The 17,737-nt window shown below is 71.5% G+C and carries 15 protein-coding genes; 4 read left to right on the top strand and 11 right to left on the bottom strand.

All coding sequences use genetic code 11. From position 1 onward, the window contains the following. Window positions 1-169 precede the first annotated feature (169 nt). Window positions 170-1,669 (top strand): peptide MFS transporter, encoded by a 1,500-nt coding sequence (locus ABD346_RS21075; RefSeq protein WP_344376791.1) that lies wholly within the window; start codon window positions 170-172, stop codon window positions 1,667-1,669. Window positions 1,670-1,739: 70 nt separating this feature from the next. Here the strand turns inward: ABD346_RS21075 and ABD346_RS21070 are convergent, their stop codons facing one another. From ABD346_RS21070 to ABD346_RS21045, 6 genes are all read right to left on the bottom strand, one after another. Continuing rightward, window positions 1,740-3,173, bottom strand: coding sequence for a hypothetical protein (locus ABD346_RS21070; protein WP_344376848.1), 1,434 nt, complete (start codon window positions 3,171-3,173; stop codon window positions 1,740-1,742). A gap of 41 nt (window positions 3,174-3,214) precedes the next feature. Continuing rightward, window positions 3,215-4,228 carry a hypothetical protein gene (locus ABD346_RS21065; protein ID WP_344376847.1) on the bottom strand — a complete coding sequence of 338 codons (1,014 nt, stop codon included), beginning with the start codon at window positions 4,226-4,228 and terminating at the stop codon, window positions 3,215-3,217. Between the two features lie 65 nt (window positions 4,229-4,293). Next, window positions 4,294-5,232, bottom strand: a complete 939-nt coding sequence (locus ABD346_RS21060) for a COG1470 family protein (RefSeq protein ID WP_344376790.1) — start codon at window positions 5,230-5,232, stop codon at window positions 4,294-4,296. Window positions 5,233-5,287: 55 nt separating this feature from the next. After that, the gene (locus ABD346_RS21055) at window positions 5,288-5,953 is read right to left on the bottom strand and encodes a peptidase (protein WP_344376788.1); all 666 of its coding nucleotides are present in this window, start codon (window positions 5,951-5,953) and stop codon (window positions 5,288-5,290) included. A gap of 178 nt (window positions 5,954-6,131) precedes the next feature. Beyond that, entirely contained in the window at window positions 6,132-6,641 is a 510-nt protein-coding gene (locus tag ABD346_RS21050; RefSeq protein WP_344376787.1) for an ATP-binding protein, read from the bottom strand. A gap of 64 nt (window positions 6,642-6,705) precedes the next feature. Next, the gene (locus ABD346_RS21045) at window positions 6,706-7,074 is read right to left on the bottom strand and encodes an STAS domain-containing protein (RefSeq protein WP_344376846.1); all 369 of its coding nucleotides are present in this window, start codon (window positions 7,072-7,074) and stop codon (window positions 6,706-6,708) included. 245 nt (window positions 7,075-7,319) lie between these two features. Between ABD346_RS21045 and ABD346_RS21040 the strand changes: the two genes are divergently transcribed. The 3 genes from ABD346_RS21040 (at window position 7,320) to ABD346_RS21030 (ending at window position 11,710) form a co-directional block, all read left to right on the top strand. Beyond that, window positions 7,320-8,222 carry an RNA polymerase sigma factor SigF gene (locus tag ABD346_RS21040; protein WP_344376785.1) on the top strand — a complete coding sequence of 301 codons (903 nt, stop codon included), beginning with the start codon at window positions 7,320-7,322 and terminating at the stop codon, window positions 8,220-8,222. Window positions 8,223-8,361: 139 nt separating this feature from the next. After that, a complete protein-coding gene (locus tag ABD346_RS21035) occupies window positions 8,362-9,534 on the top strand; it encodes a DegT/DnrJ/EryC1/StrS family aminotransferase (protein WP_344376784.1) in 1,173 nt (390 codons plus the stop codon). Next, window positions 9,527-11,710 (top strand): lipopolysaccharide biosynthesis protein, encoded by a 2,184-nt coding sequence (locus ABD346_RS21030; RefSeq protein WP_381225577.1) that lies wholly within the window; start codon window positions 9,527-9,529, stop codon window positions 11,708-11,710. The genes ABD346_RS21035 and ABD346_RS21030 overlap by 8 nt, the downstream gene beginning before the upstream one ends. Here ABD346_RS21030 and ABD346_RS21025 read toward each other — a convergent pair. The 5 genes from ABD346_RS21025 to ABD346_RS21005 all read right to left on the bottom strand — a co-directional run bounded on the left by ABD346_RS21025 (window position 11,685) and on the right by ABD346_RS21005 (window position 17,703). Continuing rightward, entirely contained in the window at window positions 11,685-12,767 is a 1,083-nt protein-coding gene (locus ABD346_RS21025) for a glycoside hydrolase family 26 protein (RefSeq protein WP_344376783.1), read from the bottom strand. The genes ABD346_RS21030 and ABD346_RS21025 overlap by 26 nt on opposite strands. Continuing rightward, entirely contained in the window at window positions 12,764-13,165 is a 402-nt protein-coding gene (locus tag ABD346_RS21020) for a hypothetical protein (protein ID WP_344376781.1), read from the bottom strand. Before ABD346_RS21020 ends, ABD346_RS21025 begins: the two co-directional genes overlap by 4 nt. Before the next feature lie 407 nt (window positions 13,166-13,572). Further along, the gene (locus ABD346_RS21015; protein ID WP_344376780.1) at window positions 13,573-15,489 is read right to left on the bottom strand and encodes a hypothetical protein; all 1,917 of its coding nucleotides are present in this window, start codon (window positions 15,487-15,489) and stop codon (window positions 13,573-13,575) included. A 151-nt stretch (window positions 15,490-15,640) separates the two neighbouring features. Continuing rightward, on the bottom strand, window positions 15,641-16,453 hold the full coding sequence (locus ABD346_RS21010; protein WP_344376779.1) for a polysaccharide deacetylase family protein: 813 nt from the start codon (window positions 16,451-16,453) through the stop codon (window positions 15,641-15,643). Continuing rightward, entirely contained in the window at window positions 16,450-17,703 is a 1,254-nt protein-coding gene (locus ABD346_RS21005) for a glycosyltransferase family 2 protein (protein ID WP_381225913.1), read from the bottom strand. The genes ABD346_RS21010 and ABD346_RS21005 overlap by 4 nt, the downstream gene beginning before the upstream one ends. Window positions 17,704-17,737: the final 34 nt, after the last annotated feature.

Below are 17,737 nucleotides of genomic sequence, written 5' to 3'. Positions count from 1 at the left end.
GAAGCGCAAGGGGTGTGGATCCCGGTGTGGTCTGTCCTTCCCGCGCTCCCCCACGGAGCCGGACCCCAAAGGCGTTGGGGGGACAGTCTCCATGCCGGTGCCGGCCCTCCCCCACCGGGCGCGACTCAACGCTCACGAAGCGCGCGTCCCGAGCAAGCAAGGATCGACCATGGCGTCCAGCCTGACGAAGGACTCCGCCAGCACCACTGGCACCGAGAAGACCTTCCTCGGCCACCCCCGCGGCCTGGCCAACCTCTTCATGACGGAGATGTGGGAGCGCTACAGCTTCTACGGCATGCGGGCTCTGCTCGTGCTCTACCTGGTCGCCCCGGCGTCCAGCGGCGGGCTCGGGTTCAACATGGCCACGGCCACCGCGATCTACTCCGTGTACAACGCGATGGTGTACCTGCTCGCCCTGCCGGGCGGCTGGCTCGCCGACCGTGCCTGGGGCGCCCGCAAGACGGTCGCCGTCGGCGGCACGATCATCATGATCGGCCACTTCCTCCTGGCCGTGCCGGTCGAGATCTCGTTCTTCATCGGGCTCGCGGCCATCGCGATCGGCTCGGGTCTCCTCAAGGCCAACATCTCCACGATGGTCGGCCACCTGTACCCGGACAAGAACGACCCGCGTCGCGACGGTGGCTTCACGGTCTTCTACATGGGCATCAACCTCGGTGCCTTCGCCGCCCCGCTGACCATCGGCACCGTCGGCCAGAACGTCAACTGGCACTTCGGCTTCGCCCTCGCCGGTGTGGGTATGGCCCTTGGTCTGCTGTTCTTCTTCCTCGGTACCCGCCACATGTCGGCGGAGAGCGACGTCGTCCCGACGCCGATGTCCGAGGCCGAGCGCGCCGGGATCATCAAGAAGGTCCTGCTGTGGCTGGCCGTCGCGGTCGTCGCCTACGGCGCCCTCGCCGTCTCGGGCCACTTCACGGTCGACTGGGCCATCTGGCCGCTGACCATCGCCGGCCTCGTCATCCCGGCCTGGTACCTGCTGCGCATCAAGCGCGACAAGGACCTCGACGAGGTCTCGCAGTCGCGGATGTCGGCGTACGTCTGGTTCTTCGTCGCCGCGGCCGTCTTCTGGGGCATCTACGACCAGACCGGCTCGACGCTGAGCGTGTTCGCCCAGGACAAGACCGCGAACAACCTGTTCGGCCTGGACTTCCCGTCCAGCTGGTTCCAGTCCCTGAACCCGCTGTACGTGATGGCCCTGGCTCCCGTCTTCGCCTGGCTCTGGGTGTACCTGAACAAGCGCCGCCAGGAGCCGAGCACGCTGTCGAAGTTCGCCTTCGGCCTCACGCTCATCGGCGCCTCGTTCTTCGTGATGATGCTGGCCCAGGCCGCCGCGTCCGGCGACGTCAAGGTCACCCCGCTGTGGCTGTGCGCCGTCTACCTGATCCAGACCATCGGTGAGCTGACGCTCTCCCCGGTCGGGCTCTCGCTGACCACCAAGCTGGCGCCGCAGAAGTACGCCTCCCAGATGATGGGTGTCTGGTTCCTGGCCGTCACGGCCGGCGACTCGGTCATCGCGCTGCTCCAGCTGATCGGTGCGCCGACCGACTCGACGTACTGGTTCGCCAGCCAGGGCGGCCTCGCCGTCCTCGCGGGTGTCGCGATCTTCATGTTCCGCAAGAAGGTCAAGCCGCTCATGGGCGGCGTGCACTAAGCACCGCGTACGCAAGTGAAGAGCCGCCGCACCACGAAGGTGCGGCGGCTCTTCGCGTTCCCGGGTCGGGTCAGCGCGTGCCGCGCAGGCGCCGCCACGGGGTGAAGGTGAAGATCGCGCCGCCGAGCAGCAGGACCGTGCCCGCGACCAGGCCGAGCGCGCGCAGGGCGCCCGTGTCGCTCGCGCCGGTCTGGGCCAGGCCCCCGGACGTCGAGGAGCCGGAGGCCCCCGCCGTGCCCGCGGTGCCGGCGGAGCCCGCCGTGCCCGCGGAGCCGCTGCCGCCGGCCGCGCCGCCGGGCTGGGCCGCCGTGTCGAGCTCCAGGGAGACCGGCGCCGAGCCGGAGACCTTGCACGGGATGTGGATCGGCGAGCCGCCGAGGGTGACGTCGATGGACAGGTCGCCCGGGCTGAGGGTCGACTTGCCGGAGGCGCCCGGCTTGTAGGTGCCCGTCATGTCGGTGAGGCTCACCGGGTCGCCCGACTTGATCGGGTCGGGGTTGGCGGGCCCGGTGACGGCCACCGAGCCCTTGTCGGCGCCGCCGACGGTGACCTGCATGGACGGCTTGAGCGCGCCCGCCGGAAGGTCGGCGGGACTGTTCATGACGCCCTTGGCGGTCTTGACCGTGAGGTCGTAACTCCCGCCGTTCTTCTTGGCGTTGATGGTCACCTTGGACTGGATGCTGGCCGGACCGGGCGATGTGCAGGCGAAGTTGACGGCGACCTCCTTGCCCGGGAAGTCGGTCTGGCCGCCGCTGCCGCCGGAGGTGCCGCCGGCCGTCGAGCCGCCGGAGGTGGAGCCGCCGCTGGTCGTGCCGCCGGTGGTGCCGCCCGAGGTCGTCGTGCCGCCGGTGGTGGACCCGCCGGTCGTGCCCCCCGACGTCGTGGTGCCCCCCGACGTCGTGGTGCCGCCCGACGTGGAGCCGCCGGTGGTGCCACCGGCCGTGGTGCCCCCGGAGGTCCCGCCGGTCGTGCCTCCCGCGTCCGTCACCTTGATCGTCGCGCCGACCCCGACCGCGGCCTTCGGCGTGCACTTGGTGTCCGTCGACATGATCTGGTTGACGTTGATGTTGTACGCGTCCGGCGTCAGGGTGACGTCGCCCGCCTTGGTCAGTTTCAGCTTGGCCGTCATGTCCGACAGGATCATCGGGCTGTTCTTGGGGATCGGCGGGTTCTGCCGGGGGCCCTTCATGGGGATGTCGGCGCTCTGCGCGCCGCCCGCCTTGAGGGTGCCGGTCGGCAGGACGACGTCCTTGTTGAGGTCGAGGACGTTGGGGTTGTTCGACGCGGCCTGGGTGAACTTCCAGACGACGTCCACCACGTCGCCCACCTTGGCCGTGGCGGGCGCGGTGATCTGCACCTTCGTCGTCCCCTCGACCGGCGGCAGACCGGAGATGGACGGCGGTATGCACTCGGTGGCGTACGAGACTTCGGCTGCTTGTGCGGGGCCTGCGGTCAGCATGATCCCCGCGCCGCCGAGCATCAGCGCGAGACCGGCCGCGCTCATCCTCCGTTGCGTGGTCACGGATTTCCCTTCGTCGTGGGACGTCATGAACGGTTGGGGTGGTTCTCGGTCGGTGCGGAGTCGGAGGTGAACCACGGCAGCGCGGCCGCGGTCCCGTTCTGTGGACCCCGGTCCGGTTCGGCGGGCGGCTTCTTCCGCTCGCCCGGCCGGGAGCCCGGCTTCGGGAGCCGTACGGTCACGTCGGGCAGCCGCATGCCGCGGTGCCGGGCCCGGCCCGCCCGCTTCGGGTCGCGCGGGCGCAGCCGGTCGACCACGGCCATGCCGATGCGGAAGACCGCGGTGGGCACCACCAGGCAGAGCAGCACCCAGAAGAAGGTCACGCCCCAGGGGCGGTCCACTCCCCACGGCTCGGTGGCGAGCAGCTTCTTCGCGTACTGGAGCGAGACCTGGTAGTCGCCGTGGGCGCCGGCCGACAGCTCGAAGTCCAGCCTGACCTCGGCCTTCTGGCCGGGCTGGATGGTGCCCTTCCACTGCCGGTCCTCCCACTGCGGCGCGAACACTCCGTGGGAGGTGCCGAGCTGGAAGACGGGGTCCTTGACGGGGGCCGAGCCCAGATTGCCGACGGTGAAGACCAGGGTGCGGCTCGGCGGCGCGCCGAACCAGGTCAGCAGGGAGCTGCTGCCGTCGAGGCGGGGCTCGGCGAGGACGGCGAGCTTTCCGTCGCCGGTCGCGGTCGGCAGCGGCGCCACCGGATGCCCGGTGATCTTCAACTCGGTGTCGACGACGGCCTGTTCACCCTGCACGGTCGCCACATGCACGACGCAGGGGCAGGGCCTGGGCGGCGGCGCGGCCGGGAGGACCTTGCTGAAGGAGCCCCCGGCGTCGGTGGTGACGGCCTGCCCGTCGGCGTTGGAGCAGGAGTTGGTGCCGCCGATGACGCCCTTGTCGGGGTCGGACTGCCCGCAGACGAGCAGCATGAGCAGCGCATTGGGGCGCCAGCCCTGGCCGGTGACGGTGACGTCCGCGCCCTTGGCGGCCTCGGCCTTGGAGAGCGCGACGGTGGGCTTGCCTGCGTCGGCGTACGAGGGCCCGGCCATCGGCAGCGCGAGCAGGCCGAGCAGGCCGAGCAGCAGGACGAGGGCCGGGCCCCGCGGGCGTGGCTTCACTGACGAGCTCCTGTCTGCACCAACTCGCGTTCCGTTACGTGTGGTTCGGGGCCATCGGCGGCCCGGCGTCTGCGGCGTCGTACCAGCCGGAGGGCTCCCGCCGCACCCCCGAGCAGCACCAGGCCCGCCCCGCCGACCGCGCCCCACGGCACGAAGGCGGCGCTCGCCTCGGCGGTGGAGTGCGCGCCGCCGTCCGCGGTGACGTCGAGGCGGACGGTGACCCGGTCGAGGGCGGGCGGGTGCGCCCAGGGTTCGGTCAGCTCGACGCGCTGGCCGGGCAGGAGCTCGACCGGCAGGGTCCGGGCCGGGCGGTCAAGGGCGCGCCCGAACACCCCGTCGGCGCGCAGTGCGAGGCGCGGGGTCAGGGCGGTGTTGCCCCGGTTGACCAGGGCGTAGCGGATGAGCCCATGGGCCTTGTCGACGCGTACGGACTCCACGGTCAGGGCGCTCAACGTCGGCCCCGAGACCCGGAGTTGGAGGCGTACACCGACCTCGCGGCCGCCCGCCGCGGCGACCAGCGCCGCGGGGTGGTCGCCGGGCTGCGCACTCGCCGGGACGGTGACCGCGAAGGGCACGTCGGCGCGGGTGTGCGGCGGGATCTTCACCTCGGGCGCGGCGAGCGCGATCCAGGGGTCGGGCGCCCGGCGCACGGCGAAGGCCCCGTTCGCGGCGTTGTAGGCGGCGGCTCCGCGCAGCTTCAGCGTCACGGGCGTGCCGGTCGGGTTGCTCAGCGAGACCTTGTCCTCCAGGACCGTGCCGGGTGCGCCCTCCAGGTAGAAGCAGGGCCTCCCGTCGGCGCTCGGGCGGGTCCCGCCGCCGGATGCGGGCGCGGCGGTCCAGTCCCCGCTCGCTGCCGGTGCGCCGTGCGCGGCGGGCGCCGAGAGCGCGCACAGCAGCAGGGCCGCGGCCGGCAGGGCCAGGCGGATCGGACGCATCGGCGGCTCCTCGGGTGCGAGGGGTTCTGCTGGTCGGGGCGTACGGGAGCGGAGGTCAGGCCCGCCGGCCCCGGCGGGTCAGCCACAGCACTCCGGCCGCGCCGACCAGGACCACGGTGCCGCCGAGGGTGCCGAGCGCCACGGCCGAGTCGAGGGGGCCGGTCTTGGGCAGGGCGGCCGGGTCACCACCGCCGCTGGTGCCGCCCGAGCCACTGGCTCCGCTGACGTCGAGTTCCAGGGAGGGGCCGGGACTGTTGCTCGCGGTGCAGGTCGTGGTGGTGCCGAGCGCCTTGATGGTGAGGACGCCCGCGGTGAAGGTGACCTTGCCGTTGGCCTTGGGGACGTAGGTACCCGACAAATCACTGATCTTGATGGGGGTGTTGGCGGGGATCTCCGCGGTGTTGGCGGGGCCCTTGACCGCGACGGTGCCCTTGTCGGCGCCGCCCAGGTTGATCACCGCGCTCGGGTTCATCGCGCCCGCGCCGAGGGCGACCGGGCTGGAGGAGACGCCCTTCTGGAAGGTCATGGTCACGTTGTAGGAACTGCCGCTCTTGACCGCCTTGATGTCGATGGGCGACACCGCGCTCTTGGCGCCGATCGGCGTCTGGCAGTTGTAGTTGACGTCGACGACGGAGGCCTGGGCCGCCGGTGCGGTGATCAGCACCACCGAGCCCGCGACCGCTGCCGCCAGCGCGAGAGCTGTCCTCTTCTGGTACGACACCTCTGGTTCCCCTCATACCGGTTCTGCCGGAGGCCGCCAAGTTACTGACGGCACATCAGATTGGGCGCTCAAGGTACGCCGGGGACCTTGTCGAGGGAAGACAAAGAACAGGGTGGGATCGAGGTGCGGACATGCCTGTGGACCGGCGGTCCGAACCGCCGGTAACCGTGAACAGGAGTTACGCGGGTGCCGCGAGTTCCGCCCAGACCGTCTTGCCGGCCACCCCCGGCGTGCGCACCACGCCCCAGTCGAGGCACAGCCGCTGCACGATGAACATCCCGTGCCCGCCGGGACGCCCCGCGCGGTGCGGGGTGCGCGGCGCGGGCTGGCCCGTACCGAGGTCGCTGACCTCCAGGCGCAGCACCTTCGAGGTGCGTGAGACCCGCAGACCCTCGGGGCCCTCGGCGTGCAGGCAGGCGTTGGTGACCAGCTCGGAGACGACGAGCAGCACGTCCTCGCAGGCGGCGCGGCCCTCGGCCGTCGCCGCCGGGAGCCAGCCCCAGTCGTAGAGGGCCTGCCGGGTGAAGTCGCGGGCCATCGGGACGATGCCGCTCGCCCCGTTCAGCGCGAGGACGCGCGAGGACGCGGCGGGTGCCGTGCCGTCGGATTCCGACGGCACGGCACCGGGCCGGGCGCCGTGGGGCTCGGGCCCGCGGTCGCCCGGAGCCTGCTCCCGGGTGGTGCTCATCAGCGCTTCACCTCACCGATTCGCCAATGTCTTCAGTCTGCTCTCCTGCCCGGACGAATCGGGGTCAGTCACACAGAGCGGTATCGAGCGAATCATGCACGGTGAAGACCGCCTCCGCCCCCGTGATCTCGAATACTCGCGCCACGACGGGCTGCATCGCCACCAGATGGACCCCGCCGCCGAGCTCCTCCGCCTTGAGGCGGGCGCCGAGCAGCACGTTCAGCCCGGTGGAGTCGCAGAATTCGAGCTGCGAGCAGTCGACGACGAGCCGGGTGCGCCCTTGGGCGATGGCTTCTTCCAGGGGTTCCCTGAGCAGATCCGCGGTGTGGTGATCGAGCTCACCCGCCGGCGTCAGGACCTCACTGCGGCCCACCGTGCGGACTCCGACCCGGAGCCGGCCCCGATTCGTGCTGCCGACCGTGCCGCGGTCCATGCCGTCCCTCTTCGCCGATTCGTCGTAACTTCCCAAGAACACTACGCCTTCCCTACGCCTTCTGGAACCCGAACATCCCAACAAAGCGGACATAGCGGGACAAAGAAGCCTTGCGGGAGCGTGCTCAAAGCGGGTAGGGGTAGTAGGGACAGCTATTCAACACGACCGGCCACGGAGGCGCCGCAGACCGCGGACAACACGTATGGGCATCGGCAGCCATATGCCGAGAACGATGGAGGAGACCCATGTCACCCCGGCTCGACGAATCGCAAGCGGATACGTCGATCAAGCAGGACCCGCAGGACATCCGCCCCCCACATGCACGATCGCACGAATCGGAAGCCCTTGAGGGCCTTCCCGAGATCCCGCCCTTCACCGAGGTCGGCCCCGTCGACGCACGGGCGCTGTCGAAGACGCTCTTCGCCCGCCTCGACGCCCTCGAAGAGGGCACGCACGAGTACGCCTACGTGCGCAACACCCTCGTCGAACTGAACCTGGCCCTGGTCAAGTTCGCAGCATCGCGCTTCCGCTCCCGCAGCGAGCCGATGGAGGACATCATCCAGGTCGGCACCATCGGCCTGATCAAGGCGATCGACCGCTTCGAGTTCGACCGCGGCGTGGAGTTCCCCACCTTCGCGATGCCGACCATCGTCGGCGAGATCAAGCGCTTCTTCCGCGACACCTCCTGGTCCGTGCGGGTCCCGCGCAGGCTTCAGGAGCTCCGTCTGGACCTCGCCAAGGCGGGCGACGAACTCGCCCAGCAGCTGGACCGCTCGGCCACGGTGGGCGAGCTCGCCGAACGCCTGGGCATCACCAAGGAAGAAGTCGTCGAAGGCATGGCGGCGAGCAACGCGTACACCGCGAGCTCGCTGGACGCGCAGCCCGAGGAGGACGACTCCGAAGGCGCGCTCACCGACCGCATCGGCTACGAGGACCACGACCTCGAAGGCGTCGAGTACGTCGAGTCGCTGAAGCCGCTGATCGCCGAACTCCCCGCCAGGGACCGGAAGATCCTCTCGCTGCGCTTCGTCGCCAACATGACGCAGTCCGAGATCGGTGAGGAGCTCGGCATCTCCCAGATGCACGTCTCCCGGCTGCTCTCGCGCACCCTGCGCAAGCTCCGCAAGGGGCTGACACTCGAAGAATAGGACCGGCCGGTCCATGAGTGCCGCACAGCTGTCCGAAGGGCCCGTTCCGTCAAGGTGCGGGCCCTTCCGCATTGTTGACGAAGCGGTGCGGACTGGGTCACATTGAGCGCTGGGGATGCGGGGGGTCTGGGGGGACTTCATGGCGTACGAAGAGCTCGAAGGGTCGATGCGCGAACGGCTGGGGCGCGAGTGCCTCTATGTGCCGTCCTGCCGGCTCGGCCTGTACGTGGCGCTCAGACACTGGTGCCCGCCGGGCGGCCGGGTGCTGATGTCGCCGGTCAACGACGACGTCATCTTCTTCGTGGTGCTCGCGGCCGGCCTGCGCCCGGTCCAGGCACCGCTCGATCCGCACGACGGATCCATCGACCTCGCCGCCGTACCGGACGAACTCTGGCCGCGGCTGTCCGCCGTCCTCACCACCAATCTGTACGGCAACCCCGACCCGGCACCCGAACTGGCTGCCAGATGCGGGCAGTTGGGGATCCCCCTCATCGAGGACGCGGCGCACGCCATCGGCAGCGAGGCCGCCGGGCGCAGGGTCGGCACCTTCGGCCAAGCCTCCCTGTTCAGCCTCTCCAAGCACACCGCGGCCAAAGCGGGCGGCTTCCTCGCGATCGCCGACCCCGGCCTGCGCGAGGCCCTCGCCAAGACCCGCGACACCCTCCTCGCCCCCCGCCGCCCCGGCGCCGAACTCGCCTACTGGGCACGGCCCTACGCGGAGGCGACCGTACGCGGTCTTCGCCTGGCGCCCGCCGCCCGGTCGGTGCTGCGCATGCTCGGGCAGCAGGAGCGCGAGGACATCCGGATGCCGCTGCGCCCCGGCGAACTGCGCCGCGCGATCGAGGCCGCGCCGGGCCTCGCCCCCTTCCACTCCTGGGCCCGGGTCGACATGCACGACTACCGGGCCACCCCGGGAAAGGTCCGACTGGCCCGCATCCAGCGGAAGTTGGGCAGGCTCGACGCCGTACTCGACGCGCACCGCCGGGGCGCCGAGCGCTTGCTCGCCACCGAGTGGGCGCGGCCGAAAGCCGGGCCCGTCCAGCCGCTGTTCCGGGTGCCGCTGCTCGTCGAGGACCGGGACGCGGCCCGCGCGGCCCTGGCCCGGGAGCGGATCACGGTGGGCTATCTGTACGACCCGCCGCTCGACGACTACGCGGGCGAGGCCTTCACCGGCCTCTCGCCCGCCCCCGAGGCGGGCCGCTGGTTCGCCCGGCACGCCCTGCCCGTCGACCCGTTGAAGGCCGCGCGCACCATCGAGGTGCTGCGTGCGGCGGGCACCCGGCCCGCGAGGGGCGGCCCCGCCGGTGTCTGACACGGCCAGAACCGAGATCGAGGACATCGCCGCCGTGCCGTCCGACCAGGCCGTCACGGACGGCCCCCCGCCCGCCGGCGGCGGCGACTCGATGTTCCGCAACGCCTACGCCCTGATGCTGTCCACGGCCGTCTCGGCCGCCCTCGGCCTCGGTTTCTGGCTGGTCGCGGCCCGCTACTACAGCGAGGAGGCGGTCGGGCAGGGCTCCGCGGCCATCGCCGCGATGAAGCTGCTCGCCTCGATCACCGCCACCACCATGATCGGCGCGGTGGTGCGCTACGTACCCCGGGCCGGCCGCTCGACCGGCCCGCTCGTGCGGCGCGCCTACGTCGCCAGCACCGTCGTGGTGGCGGTGGCCTGCGTCGTCTTCCTGTTCACGCTGCCGCTGTGGGGGCCCTCGTACGCGCCGCTGTCCGGGCTCACCGCCGGGGTGATCTTCACGGCGTCGTCCGTGGTCTGGGCGATCCTGACCCTCCAGGACGGCGTCCTGACCGGCCTGCGCAAGGCGATCTGGGTGCCCGTCGGCAACGCGGTGTTCTCGCTCGGCAAGCTGCTCCTGCTCGCCGTGTTCTCGGCGCTCGCGCTCGGCGTCTTCATCTCCTGGGCCGCCGCGATGGTGCTCTCCGTCCTGCCGCTCGGCTGGCTGATCTTCCGCCGGCTGATCCCGGCGCAGGCCGCCGCGGACCGCGACCGGCCGGTCCCGGAGCTGCGCGAGATCGGCCGCTTCCTGGCCGGGGACTCGGTCGGCGCGCTGTTCTCGCTCGCCATGATCAACCTCCTGCCGGTGATGGTCGCGGTGCGCTTCCCGGCCGCGCAGAACGGCTTCTTCTTCATCGCGTACACGGTCGGCGGGACCATGGAGTTCATGGCCATCAACATGGCCTCGTCCCTGACCGCGCACTCCTCTCACAGCCCCGACAAGCTCGCCGACGGGGTGCGCGGGGCGCTGCGCCGGATGGCGCTCCTGCTGATCCCGGTGGTGCTGTTCCTGATCCTGTTCGCCCAGCAGATCCTCGGCCCGTTCGGCGGCGACTACGCCCAGCACGGCACGCTCGTGCTCCAGCTGCTGGCCGCGGCCGCGATCCCCCGGGTCGCCGTCGAGCTGTACATCGGCGTGCTGCGCGTCCAGGGCCGCACCGGCATGCTGGCGATCCTCCAGGGCACGATGTGCACCCTGGTCCTCGGCAGCGCCGCCGTGCTGCTCGGCGTGTTCGGCATCTCCGGCGCCGGCTGGGCCCAGCTGTGCGCGATGACCGTGATGGCGCTGTGCTGCGTGCCCGGGCTGCGCGCGGCGCTCGTGGGCCGCGCCGCCGTCCGGCCCCCGCGTCCCGCCAAGGCGGCCGAGTTCGGCACCAGTTGGGCCTTGCTCGCGCAGGCCGCCCGGACCGAGGAGGCCCAGGAGTACGGCACCCGCTGGGCCACCCAGACCGCGTATCTGCGCGGCGGCATGGACACCGCGACCCCCGCGCTCGGCATCCCCGTGTACGTCCCCGGCGCCCACCACCCCGAACAGGGCTCCGCGACCACCCTGCATCTGCGCACCCTGCCCGACCCGGCGGCCCGCGAGAGCGACGAGTCGCTCCTGACGACCGCCCTGTGGCTGCTCCTCGGCCTCGCCGCGGGCCTGTTCTGGGTGCCGCTGTCGCGCGCCGCCGACGTCCCCGGCGGCAACCTCAACGGCACCGGCCTCCTGCACTACCTGCCGCCGGTGAGCCTCACCGCGGGGGTACTGCTCATCGTGGTGTGCAGCGCGGCGGTGTCGCTGTACCGGCCGCGCCCGGGGCTGCTCGCGGCCGGCCTGTGGGTGACGGTGGCGGGCCTGCACACCGCACCGGTCATCCTCGGCGTACCGCCCGACCCGGTGTCGGGCCCCTGGCACACCCCACTCGTCCGCTTCCTCACCGAGACCGCCCGACTCGCCTCTCACAACGGCGTCGAACGCTGGCTGCCGATCGCCCTGCAACTGCTCTGCCTGGCCCTGGCGACGGTGACCCTGCGGGCGCTGCGGGTGCACTGGCGGGTCACCGCGGTCGTGGTGTGGGTGCTTGCGGTGGCGGGCTGGGCGGCCCAGCACGCGTTCGCCGAGGCCGCGCTGCCGGTTTTCGCTGGGCTGTGCGCGACGACGGCGGCGGCCCTGGTGAACCGCTGGTTCACCGACCGGGAACGGGCTGCTTGAAGTACCCGTCCGAGCCGGCGGCCCGGTAACCGGCAAGCGGGGGCCCGGAGTTGACGGTGAGGTCGCAGCCCTTCCCCGGAACGGACCGATTCCACATGACCAGGGCCTTGGCGTCGGGCAGAGCGGACTTGGCGACGTCCGGCACCTGCTCGTACCACTGCCGGGCCCGCTCGGGCTGCTGGGGATCAGGGGCGGTGGCGAACTCGGAGAGCATGATCGGCTTGCGGTCGGAGATGTTCGCGCGCAGCCAGTCGTAGGTGGGCTTCTGGCTGCGGGAGAAGTCCTTCCAGTCGGTCGTCCTGTGACAGAGGAAGTAGTTGTACTGGTCCATGCCGATCCAGTCGACGTAGTCGTCGCCGGGGTACAAGCGCTTGAAGAGTGGACCGTTGGCGAGATAGCCGGAGACGGTCCACACCCACACCACGTTGTCCACGCCGAGTTCCTTGAAGCGGTCGTGGAGGTGGCGGTAGGCGGCGACGTACTCCTCGGGCGTGCCGGCGTCCGGGGTGCGGGCGTCGACTTCCTGGTCGAAGGAGAGAAAAACCCGCTTCCCGTAGGCCTTGATGCGCAGCGCTTGCGGATCAATGATCGACTCGTCGTACGCCCCCGAGGCAACTTTCGCCCACCCCAACTGATCTTCCGTGTACCCCTCGTGGTGCGGCTTGCGCCAGACCGTGGACTCCCAGGCCAGCATGAGCAGCCGGTCGCGGCCGAGCTCCTGCTCGTCGGGGGTGAGCAGCTCGCCGTCGAGCGGCTTGTCCGACATGTCGTGGTACGTATACAGCAGGTCGAGCCTGCGCCCGATCTTGCTCTCGAAGTCGAGTACGGGGTCCTTCAGGGAGCCGTTCTCCGCGTACGGGACGTACGCGCCCCACCAGGCTCCGCACGGCGGGGCGAGCTTGGCGTCGGGGGCACAGGGTCCGCTCGGCGCGGGGCCGGAGGCGGCGTTGGCGGGCAGCGCGTCCCGCTTCTCGGGCTTGTCGAGCCAGACGGCGAACCCGGCGACGAGTCCGGCCGCGACCAGCAGGGTGGCCGCGGTGACCGCACGCCGGGTCACCGCCCGGCCCCGGGTTTGGCCCGTTTCGTACGCTCCACGGCGCCCCGGGTCGCGGCGGGCAGGGGCAGCCCCGGGAAGGCGCAGGCCACGGTCGAGAACGCGGCGAGCGAGATCAGGAAGGCGGTGGCGGAGAACCCGTGCACGAGAAAGAGGCAGGTGGACACGAGTGCCCCGAACGAGAGGCTGAGCGGCGCGACCAGTGCGAGTGCCTCCAGGCGGGCGCCGGGGCGCAGGGTGCCGGGCTGCGGGTAGAGGAGCGCGAAGCCGGGGCCGAGGGTGACGAAGAGGAGTACGGGGATCCATCGGGCGGGGCTCGCTGCGGGCAGCGCGGTCGCCGCGAGGGCCAGCCACCCCGAGAGGGCGACGGTGACTCTGACGTGCGTCTGGCTGAGGGTCATGTGCGGTGGCCTCCGGGTCGGTGAGGGTGGTGATCCTGAACGTGCGTTGCTGCCCGGCAGCGGGCGGTTGCCTTTCGCGCAGTTCCCCGCGCCCCTGAACCCCCTTTCGCCCGCAGACCGTGCGTGGTTCTCGCGCAGTTCCCCGCGCCCCTAGCAGGGTTGGACCTGGCGGGGCTGCCCATGCGGGCATCGGCAGCCCTCGGGCGACGACGGACGTCAGCCCACTCCAGCCCGTCATGGGGGTCCCCCCTGGCCCTTGAGGCCTTGGGGGAGTTTGAGGACGAGCGCCCTTCAGGCGCGATACGGGGTCTGGGGCGGAGCCCCAGGAGTCCAGCTCAGCACACCCACACCCCCGGAGGCCCCGCGGCGGAGCCGCACAGTGTCACAGCGGGAAGGGCGGGGTGGGGCTAACCAGGGCGCGGGGCCACATACTGCAGCACCGTTCCGTACGCATTCCCGTCGATCACCCTGAACCGCGGCGAAGCCTCAAGCTTCGACTTCAGCTCCGCGAAGCCCCCCGCAGGGAGCAACCCCTCCCCCGCCGTGTAGAAGTCCTGCGTCCGCGTGAGGATGAAGTACACGGGCCGCCCGTCCTTGGGCAGCTGAGGCTCCAGATACCCGACAGGATCCCGCAGCATGATCGCGTTCTGCGGCTCCTCCTGCTCCGCGACATACCAGTGCTCCAGTTGGTCGTACCGGTGCAGCGCCTGCGGGAAGGACCCGGTGACGGCCAGGATCATCGACCCCTTGGGCGCGTTGTCGAGCACCTTCGTCACCATCGCCGTCTCGGCCGGAGGCGTGTAGTACATCCGCTCCTTGCCGTAGTACGCGGGGATGAACCCCGCCACCAGCAGGACGAGCACCAACGGCAGCGCGACCGCCGCGACCCGCTGCCGCACCACAGGTCTGATGCGCCCCTTCCCCTGCCCCGCCGCCGCGGGCACGAGCGCCGCCGCCGCGAAGAAGGCGGCCCCCGGCAGCCCGAACAGATAGACGCGGAAGAGCATTTCGCCGCCGTAGTCGTTGACGGCGAACAGCGGCACCGGCGCGATCGACACCAACAGCAACGGCAGCGCGCTCTTCACCAGTTTCCGGCGCAGCACGACCGCCACCGCCGCCAACCCGGCGATCACCAGCACCATCACCACGTCCGCCCGGCCCTGCAACACCGGCCCAGGACCGGTCAGTTCACCCGCGTACCCCGCCCGCGAGTTGTTCAGCAGGTTGCCCACCGACTCCTTCAGCGAGGCCAGCGTCTCCACGAACAGGGGCCGGCCCATCGTGACGTCCCAGATCAGCATGATCACAGCCGTGACGACGAGCAGCCCGGGGTTGCGGTAGCGCCGGGTCAGGTTGAGCGCGAACAGGGCGACGCACAGCATCACCGGAGTGAGCTGGTGGGTGAAGTTGATGGCGGCGATCAGCGGGGCCAGGATCGCGACGCAGACCGCGCGCTGGCGGCCCGTGGTGGGCGGCGGGATGCTGGCGGCGGCCGGATCGAGGTTGGCCCGTGAGCGCAGCTCGCCCGCGGCACCGGGACGTACGAAGTGCCGGAAGACCACGGCCAGTACGGCCAGGTCCAGGATGAGCGCCATGCCCTGGGGCGAGAAGTAGTCCTGGCCCACCCAGTTGGCGACCTCGAAGATCCAGACGCCGGTCCACACCAGGCGCCAGTCCTCGGCGAAGGTGCGGTAGATCAGGACCAGTACGGGGATGAGGACGACACCGTAGAAGAGCGAGGCCCAGTTGAGGTACGAGGCCGCGGTGTCCACGCCGAAGGCGCGCACCAGGCCCGCGTTGAGCGTGAAGAAGCCGGGCCACTGGTCGTACGCCGCCATGTTGCCCGACAGCGGCACGCCCGGGCGCAGCTCCTGGTTGGCGAGGAGGTGGTTGACCACCGCGTCGTGCTTGGAGGACCAGGGGTAGCGCACCGAGTTGTACAGGATCGCGGTCGGCGCCTTGAGGGCGAAGAGCAGGGCGACGCTGTAGAGGCCCGGCCACCAGGGCGCGGTGCCCGCCCGCCGCAGGCTGACGACGAAGCCGCCGGTGAGGAAGGCGAGGGAGAGGTAGAACGCGGCGGGCAGCTGGTCGAGCAGGCCCCAGTCGTCCATGTGCCGGTAGTCGATGTGCGGCAGCGAGTACACCCATAAGGCGGTCGCGACCACCAACGGCAGCCAGGTGAACAGGATTTGAGGCTGGATCGGATCCGGTCTCGACCAGCGCCGCGCGCCCTTCGTCGGCGCGTCCGCCGTCTGCTCCCCGGCCGGGCCGCCGGGGGGCTGCTGCTTGCTCCCCTGGACCGGCGTGGGCACACGTTGCTGCACAGTGCGACTCCCCCCACAGATGTGGTCACGGCCGTCACGCCGCTGTCCCCTGGCTGTTGTGCTGGCTGTCCCCTTGAGATCCTGCGCCTGAGCGCAGTATAGGAACACTCTTCGCGTTTGTACGGCTACACCGCAGATCACCCCGCTCCCGTCACCCCGCGAAGACCGGCCCCTTCACGAGGGCCCTGGTCCGCCGGTAGAGCCGCCAGCCGACCGTTCGCGGCGAGTCGTTGTACGGGGCGACCCGTGCCCCCTCCCCGCGCATCCATGCCTCGACGTCGGCGACGGTGTGCGTGCGGCGCAGGATGAGCCGCGCGATGCGGTACGCCTCGTCGCGCTCCGAGCTGAGCGCGTGCCGCACCGCGACGGCCGTCTCGTATCCCGCCGCGCGCGCGGCCCGCCGCACGGCGCGGCTGTTGTAGCCGTGCGGATAGGCGAGATGATCGATCCGGTGACCGAGGGCGTCCTCCAACTCGGCCTTGGATTCGGCCAGTTCACGCCGCAGATCCCGCACGCCGAGCGTGTCGAGCTGGGGGTGGGAGACGGTGTGGCCGCCGACCTCCATCCCGTACTCCTCCAGGAGCCTCGCCTGGTCGAGGGTCATCATCGGCGCGGGCGGCAGCAGGCTGCGCCGGCCGGGCGTGATCGCGCCGGTGGTGAGGTAGGCGGTGGCGGGCATGCCGCGTGCGGCGAGCGCCTCGGCGGTGCGGCCCGGCAGGTCGGCGAAGCCGTCGTCGAAGGTGAGCGCGACGGGCCGGGGCGGCAGCGGGGCCCGCCCGGCGAAGTGCGCGGCGAGCGTGCTCATGGCCACCGGCGTACGTCCGCTGGCGCGGATCGCATCGAGGTGGGCTTCGAACTCCCTTGGCGCGACGGTGAATTCGGCGATCCAGTCGGGCGGGTCGTCCATCACCGCGTGGTACAGGAGCACCGGGATGCGGGGCGCGTCGGAGCGCGGCGGACTCATCGGGTCGCCTCCCAGGGCAGCCGGTGACCGCGCACCCGGCGCCGGGCGCGGAGGTAGCCGAGCGGCCCGTACAGCATGCCCCGGCGCTCCAGGCGGGACAGCGAGCGCGGCCACGGGTAGCTCTGCGAACCGTGCTCGCCCGGCACGGACTGCTCGCCCGCGTCGCGGTGGGCGCTGATCGCCAGCGCGTGCGCGAGGCCGCGCGGAAGGCGGGCGAGCAGCGCGGGCAGCAGCGCCGGGCGGCGCACGATGATCGCCGTGAGGTAGGCGGTGAGCCCGGCACCGTAGCCGTACGCCTGGTTCTCCAGGTCCTGCCAGGTCTCGCGGTGGTGGTGCCACACCAGCGCCTCCGGCGTGTAGCTGAGCCGGTGGCCTGCGACGACGACCCGGGCGAACGCGTACAGGTCGTCGCCGCCCCTGGCCGGGGTTCCGGTGCCGGTGGCCGGGTCGAAGCCGCCGACCGCGCGGATGGCGTGCGCCCGGAAGGCCATGTTGGCGCCGGAGCCGAACCGCCCCGCTGTGAACGGGAACAGCGGCTCGTCGGCCGGGGGCCTGCGCGGGTCGAAGTGGCGCGGCGCGAAGCCCTTGGTGAAACCCCCGTGGCTTTCGAGCAGGATCTGCGCGGGGGTGGTGAGGCGGGCGGGCAGGATGAGCCCGGTGACGCAGCCGAGCCGGGGGTCGTCCGCGAAGGGCGCGGCCAGCGAGGACAGCCAGCGCCGGTCGGCGATCACGTCGTCGTCGGTGAACGCGAGGATCTCGCCGTGAGCGGCCGCGACACCCCGGTTGTGGGCTGCGGCGAGACCCGGCACGGGCTCGACGACGTAGCGCACACCCAGCGCGGCGTAGCGCTGCTCGACGAGCTCGCGGGTCTGGTCGGTGACCGGGTTGTTGTCGACGACGAGGATCTCGTAGTCGGGGTGGTCCTGGCCGAGCAACGAGTCGAGGGCGCGGGCGAGTTGACTGGCCCGCTCCCTCGTGGCGACGACGACGCTGGCGCGCGGGAGCGTGGGCGAAGGCGCGGGCCGCTCCTCGGGCACGAACCCGGTGAGCTGCTTGCGGGCCGCCGCGGCGAGCACCTCGGCCGTGTCGTCCACCTCCCTGACCTGCCCGAGCACCGTCCCGACCGGCCGCCCCCGCAGCCTGACCAGGACGTACACCTCGCCGGGCCCGACCGGCGGCCCGCCCGGCGCGGGCGTGAGCGACAAAACGTCCCCGTCCAGGCCGTCGAGGTCCAGCTCCCCCACGCTGATCCCCTGCCTGATGCCCTGCGGTCTCACGAGGTTC

It is taken from the genome of Streptomyces mauvecolor, from assembly GCF_039532965.1.
GTDB lineage: Bacteria > Actinomycetota > Actinomycetes > Streptomycetales > Streptomycetaceae > Streptomyces > Streptomyces violascens.
This window is presented reverse-complemented; position numbering and strand designations above follow the sequence as displayed.

Excerpts from the sequence above, each read along its gene's own strand:
- ABD346_RS21075 (WP_344376791.1), top strand. The coding sequence starts at position 170 with ATGGCGTCCAGCCTGACGAAGGACTCCGCCAGCACCACTGGCACCGAG.
- ABD346_RS21070 (WP_344376848.1), bottom strand. The coding sequence starts at position 3,173 with ATGAGCGCGGCCGGTCTCGCGCTGATGCTCGGCGGCGCGGGGATCATG.
- ABD346_RS21065 (WP_344376847.1), bottom strand. The coding sequence starts at position 4,228 with ATGGCCGGGCCCTCGTACGCCGACGCAGGCAAGCCCACCGTCGCGCTC.
- ABD346_RS21060 (WP_344376790.1), bottom strand. The coding sequence starts at position 5,232 with ATGCGTCCGATCCGCCTGGCCCTGCCGGCCGCGGCCCTGCTGCTGTGC.
- ABD346_RS21050 (WP_344376787.1), bottom strand. The coding sequence starts at position 6,641 with ATGAGCACCACCCGGGAGCAGGCTCCGGGCGACCGCGGGCCCGAGCCC.
- ABD346_RS21045 (WP_344376846.1), bottom strand. The coding sequence starts at position 7,074 with ATGGACCGCGGCACGGTCGGCAGCACGAATCGGGGCCGGCTCCGGGTC.
- ABD346_RS21040 (WP_344376785.1), top strand. The coding sequence starts at position 7,320 with ATGTCACCCCGGCTCGACGAATCGCAAGCGGATACGTCGATCAAGCAG.
- ABD346_RS21035 (WP_344376784.1), top strand. The coding sequence starts at position 8,362 with ATGGCGTACGAAGAGCTCGAAGGGTCGATGCGCGAACGGCTGGGGCGC.
- ABD346_RS21020 (WP_344376781.1), bottom strand. The coding sequence starts at position 13,165 with ATGACCCTCAGCCAGACGCACGTCAGAGTCACCGTCGCCCTCTCGGGG.
- ABD346_RS21010 (WP_344376779.1), bottom strand. The coding sequence starts at position 16,453 with ATGAGTCCGCCGCGCTCCGACGCGCCCCGCATCCCGGTGCTCCTGTAC.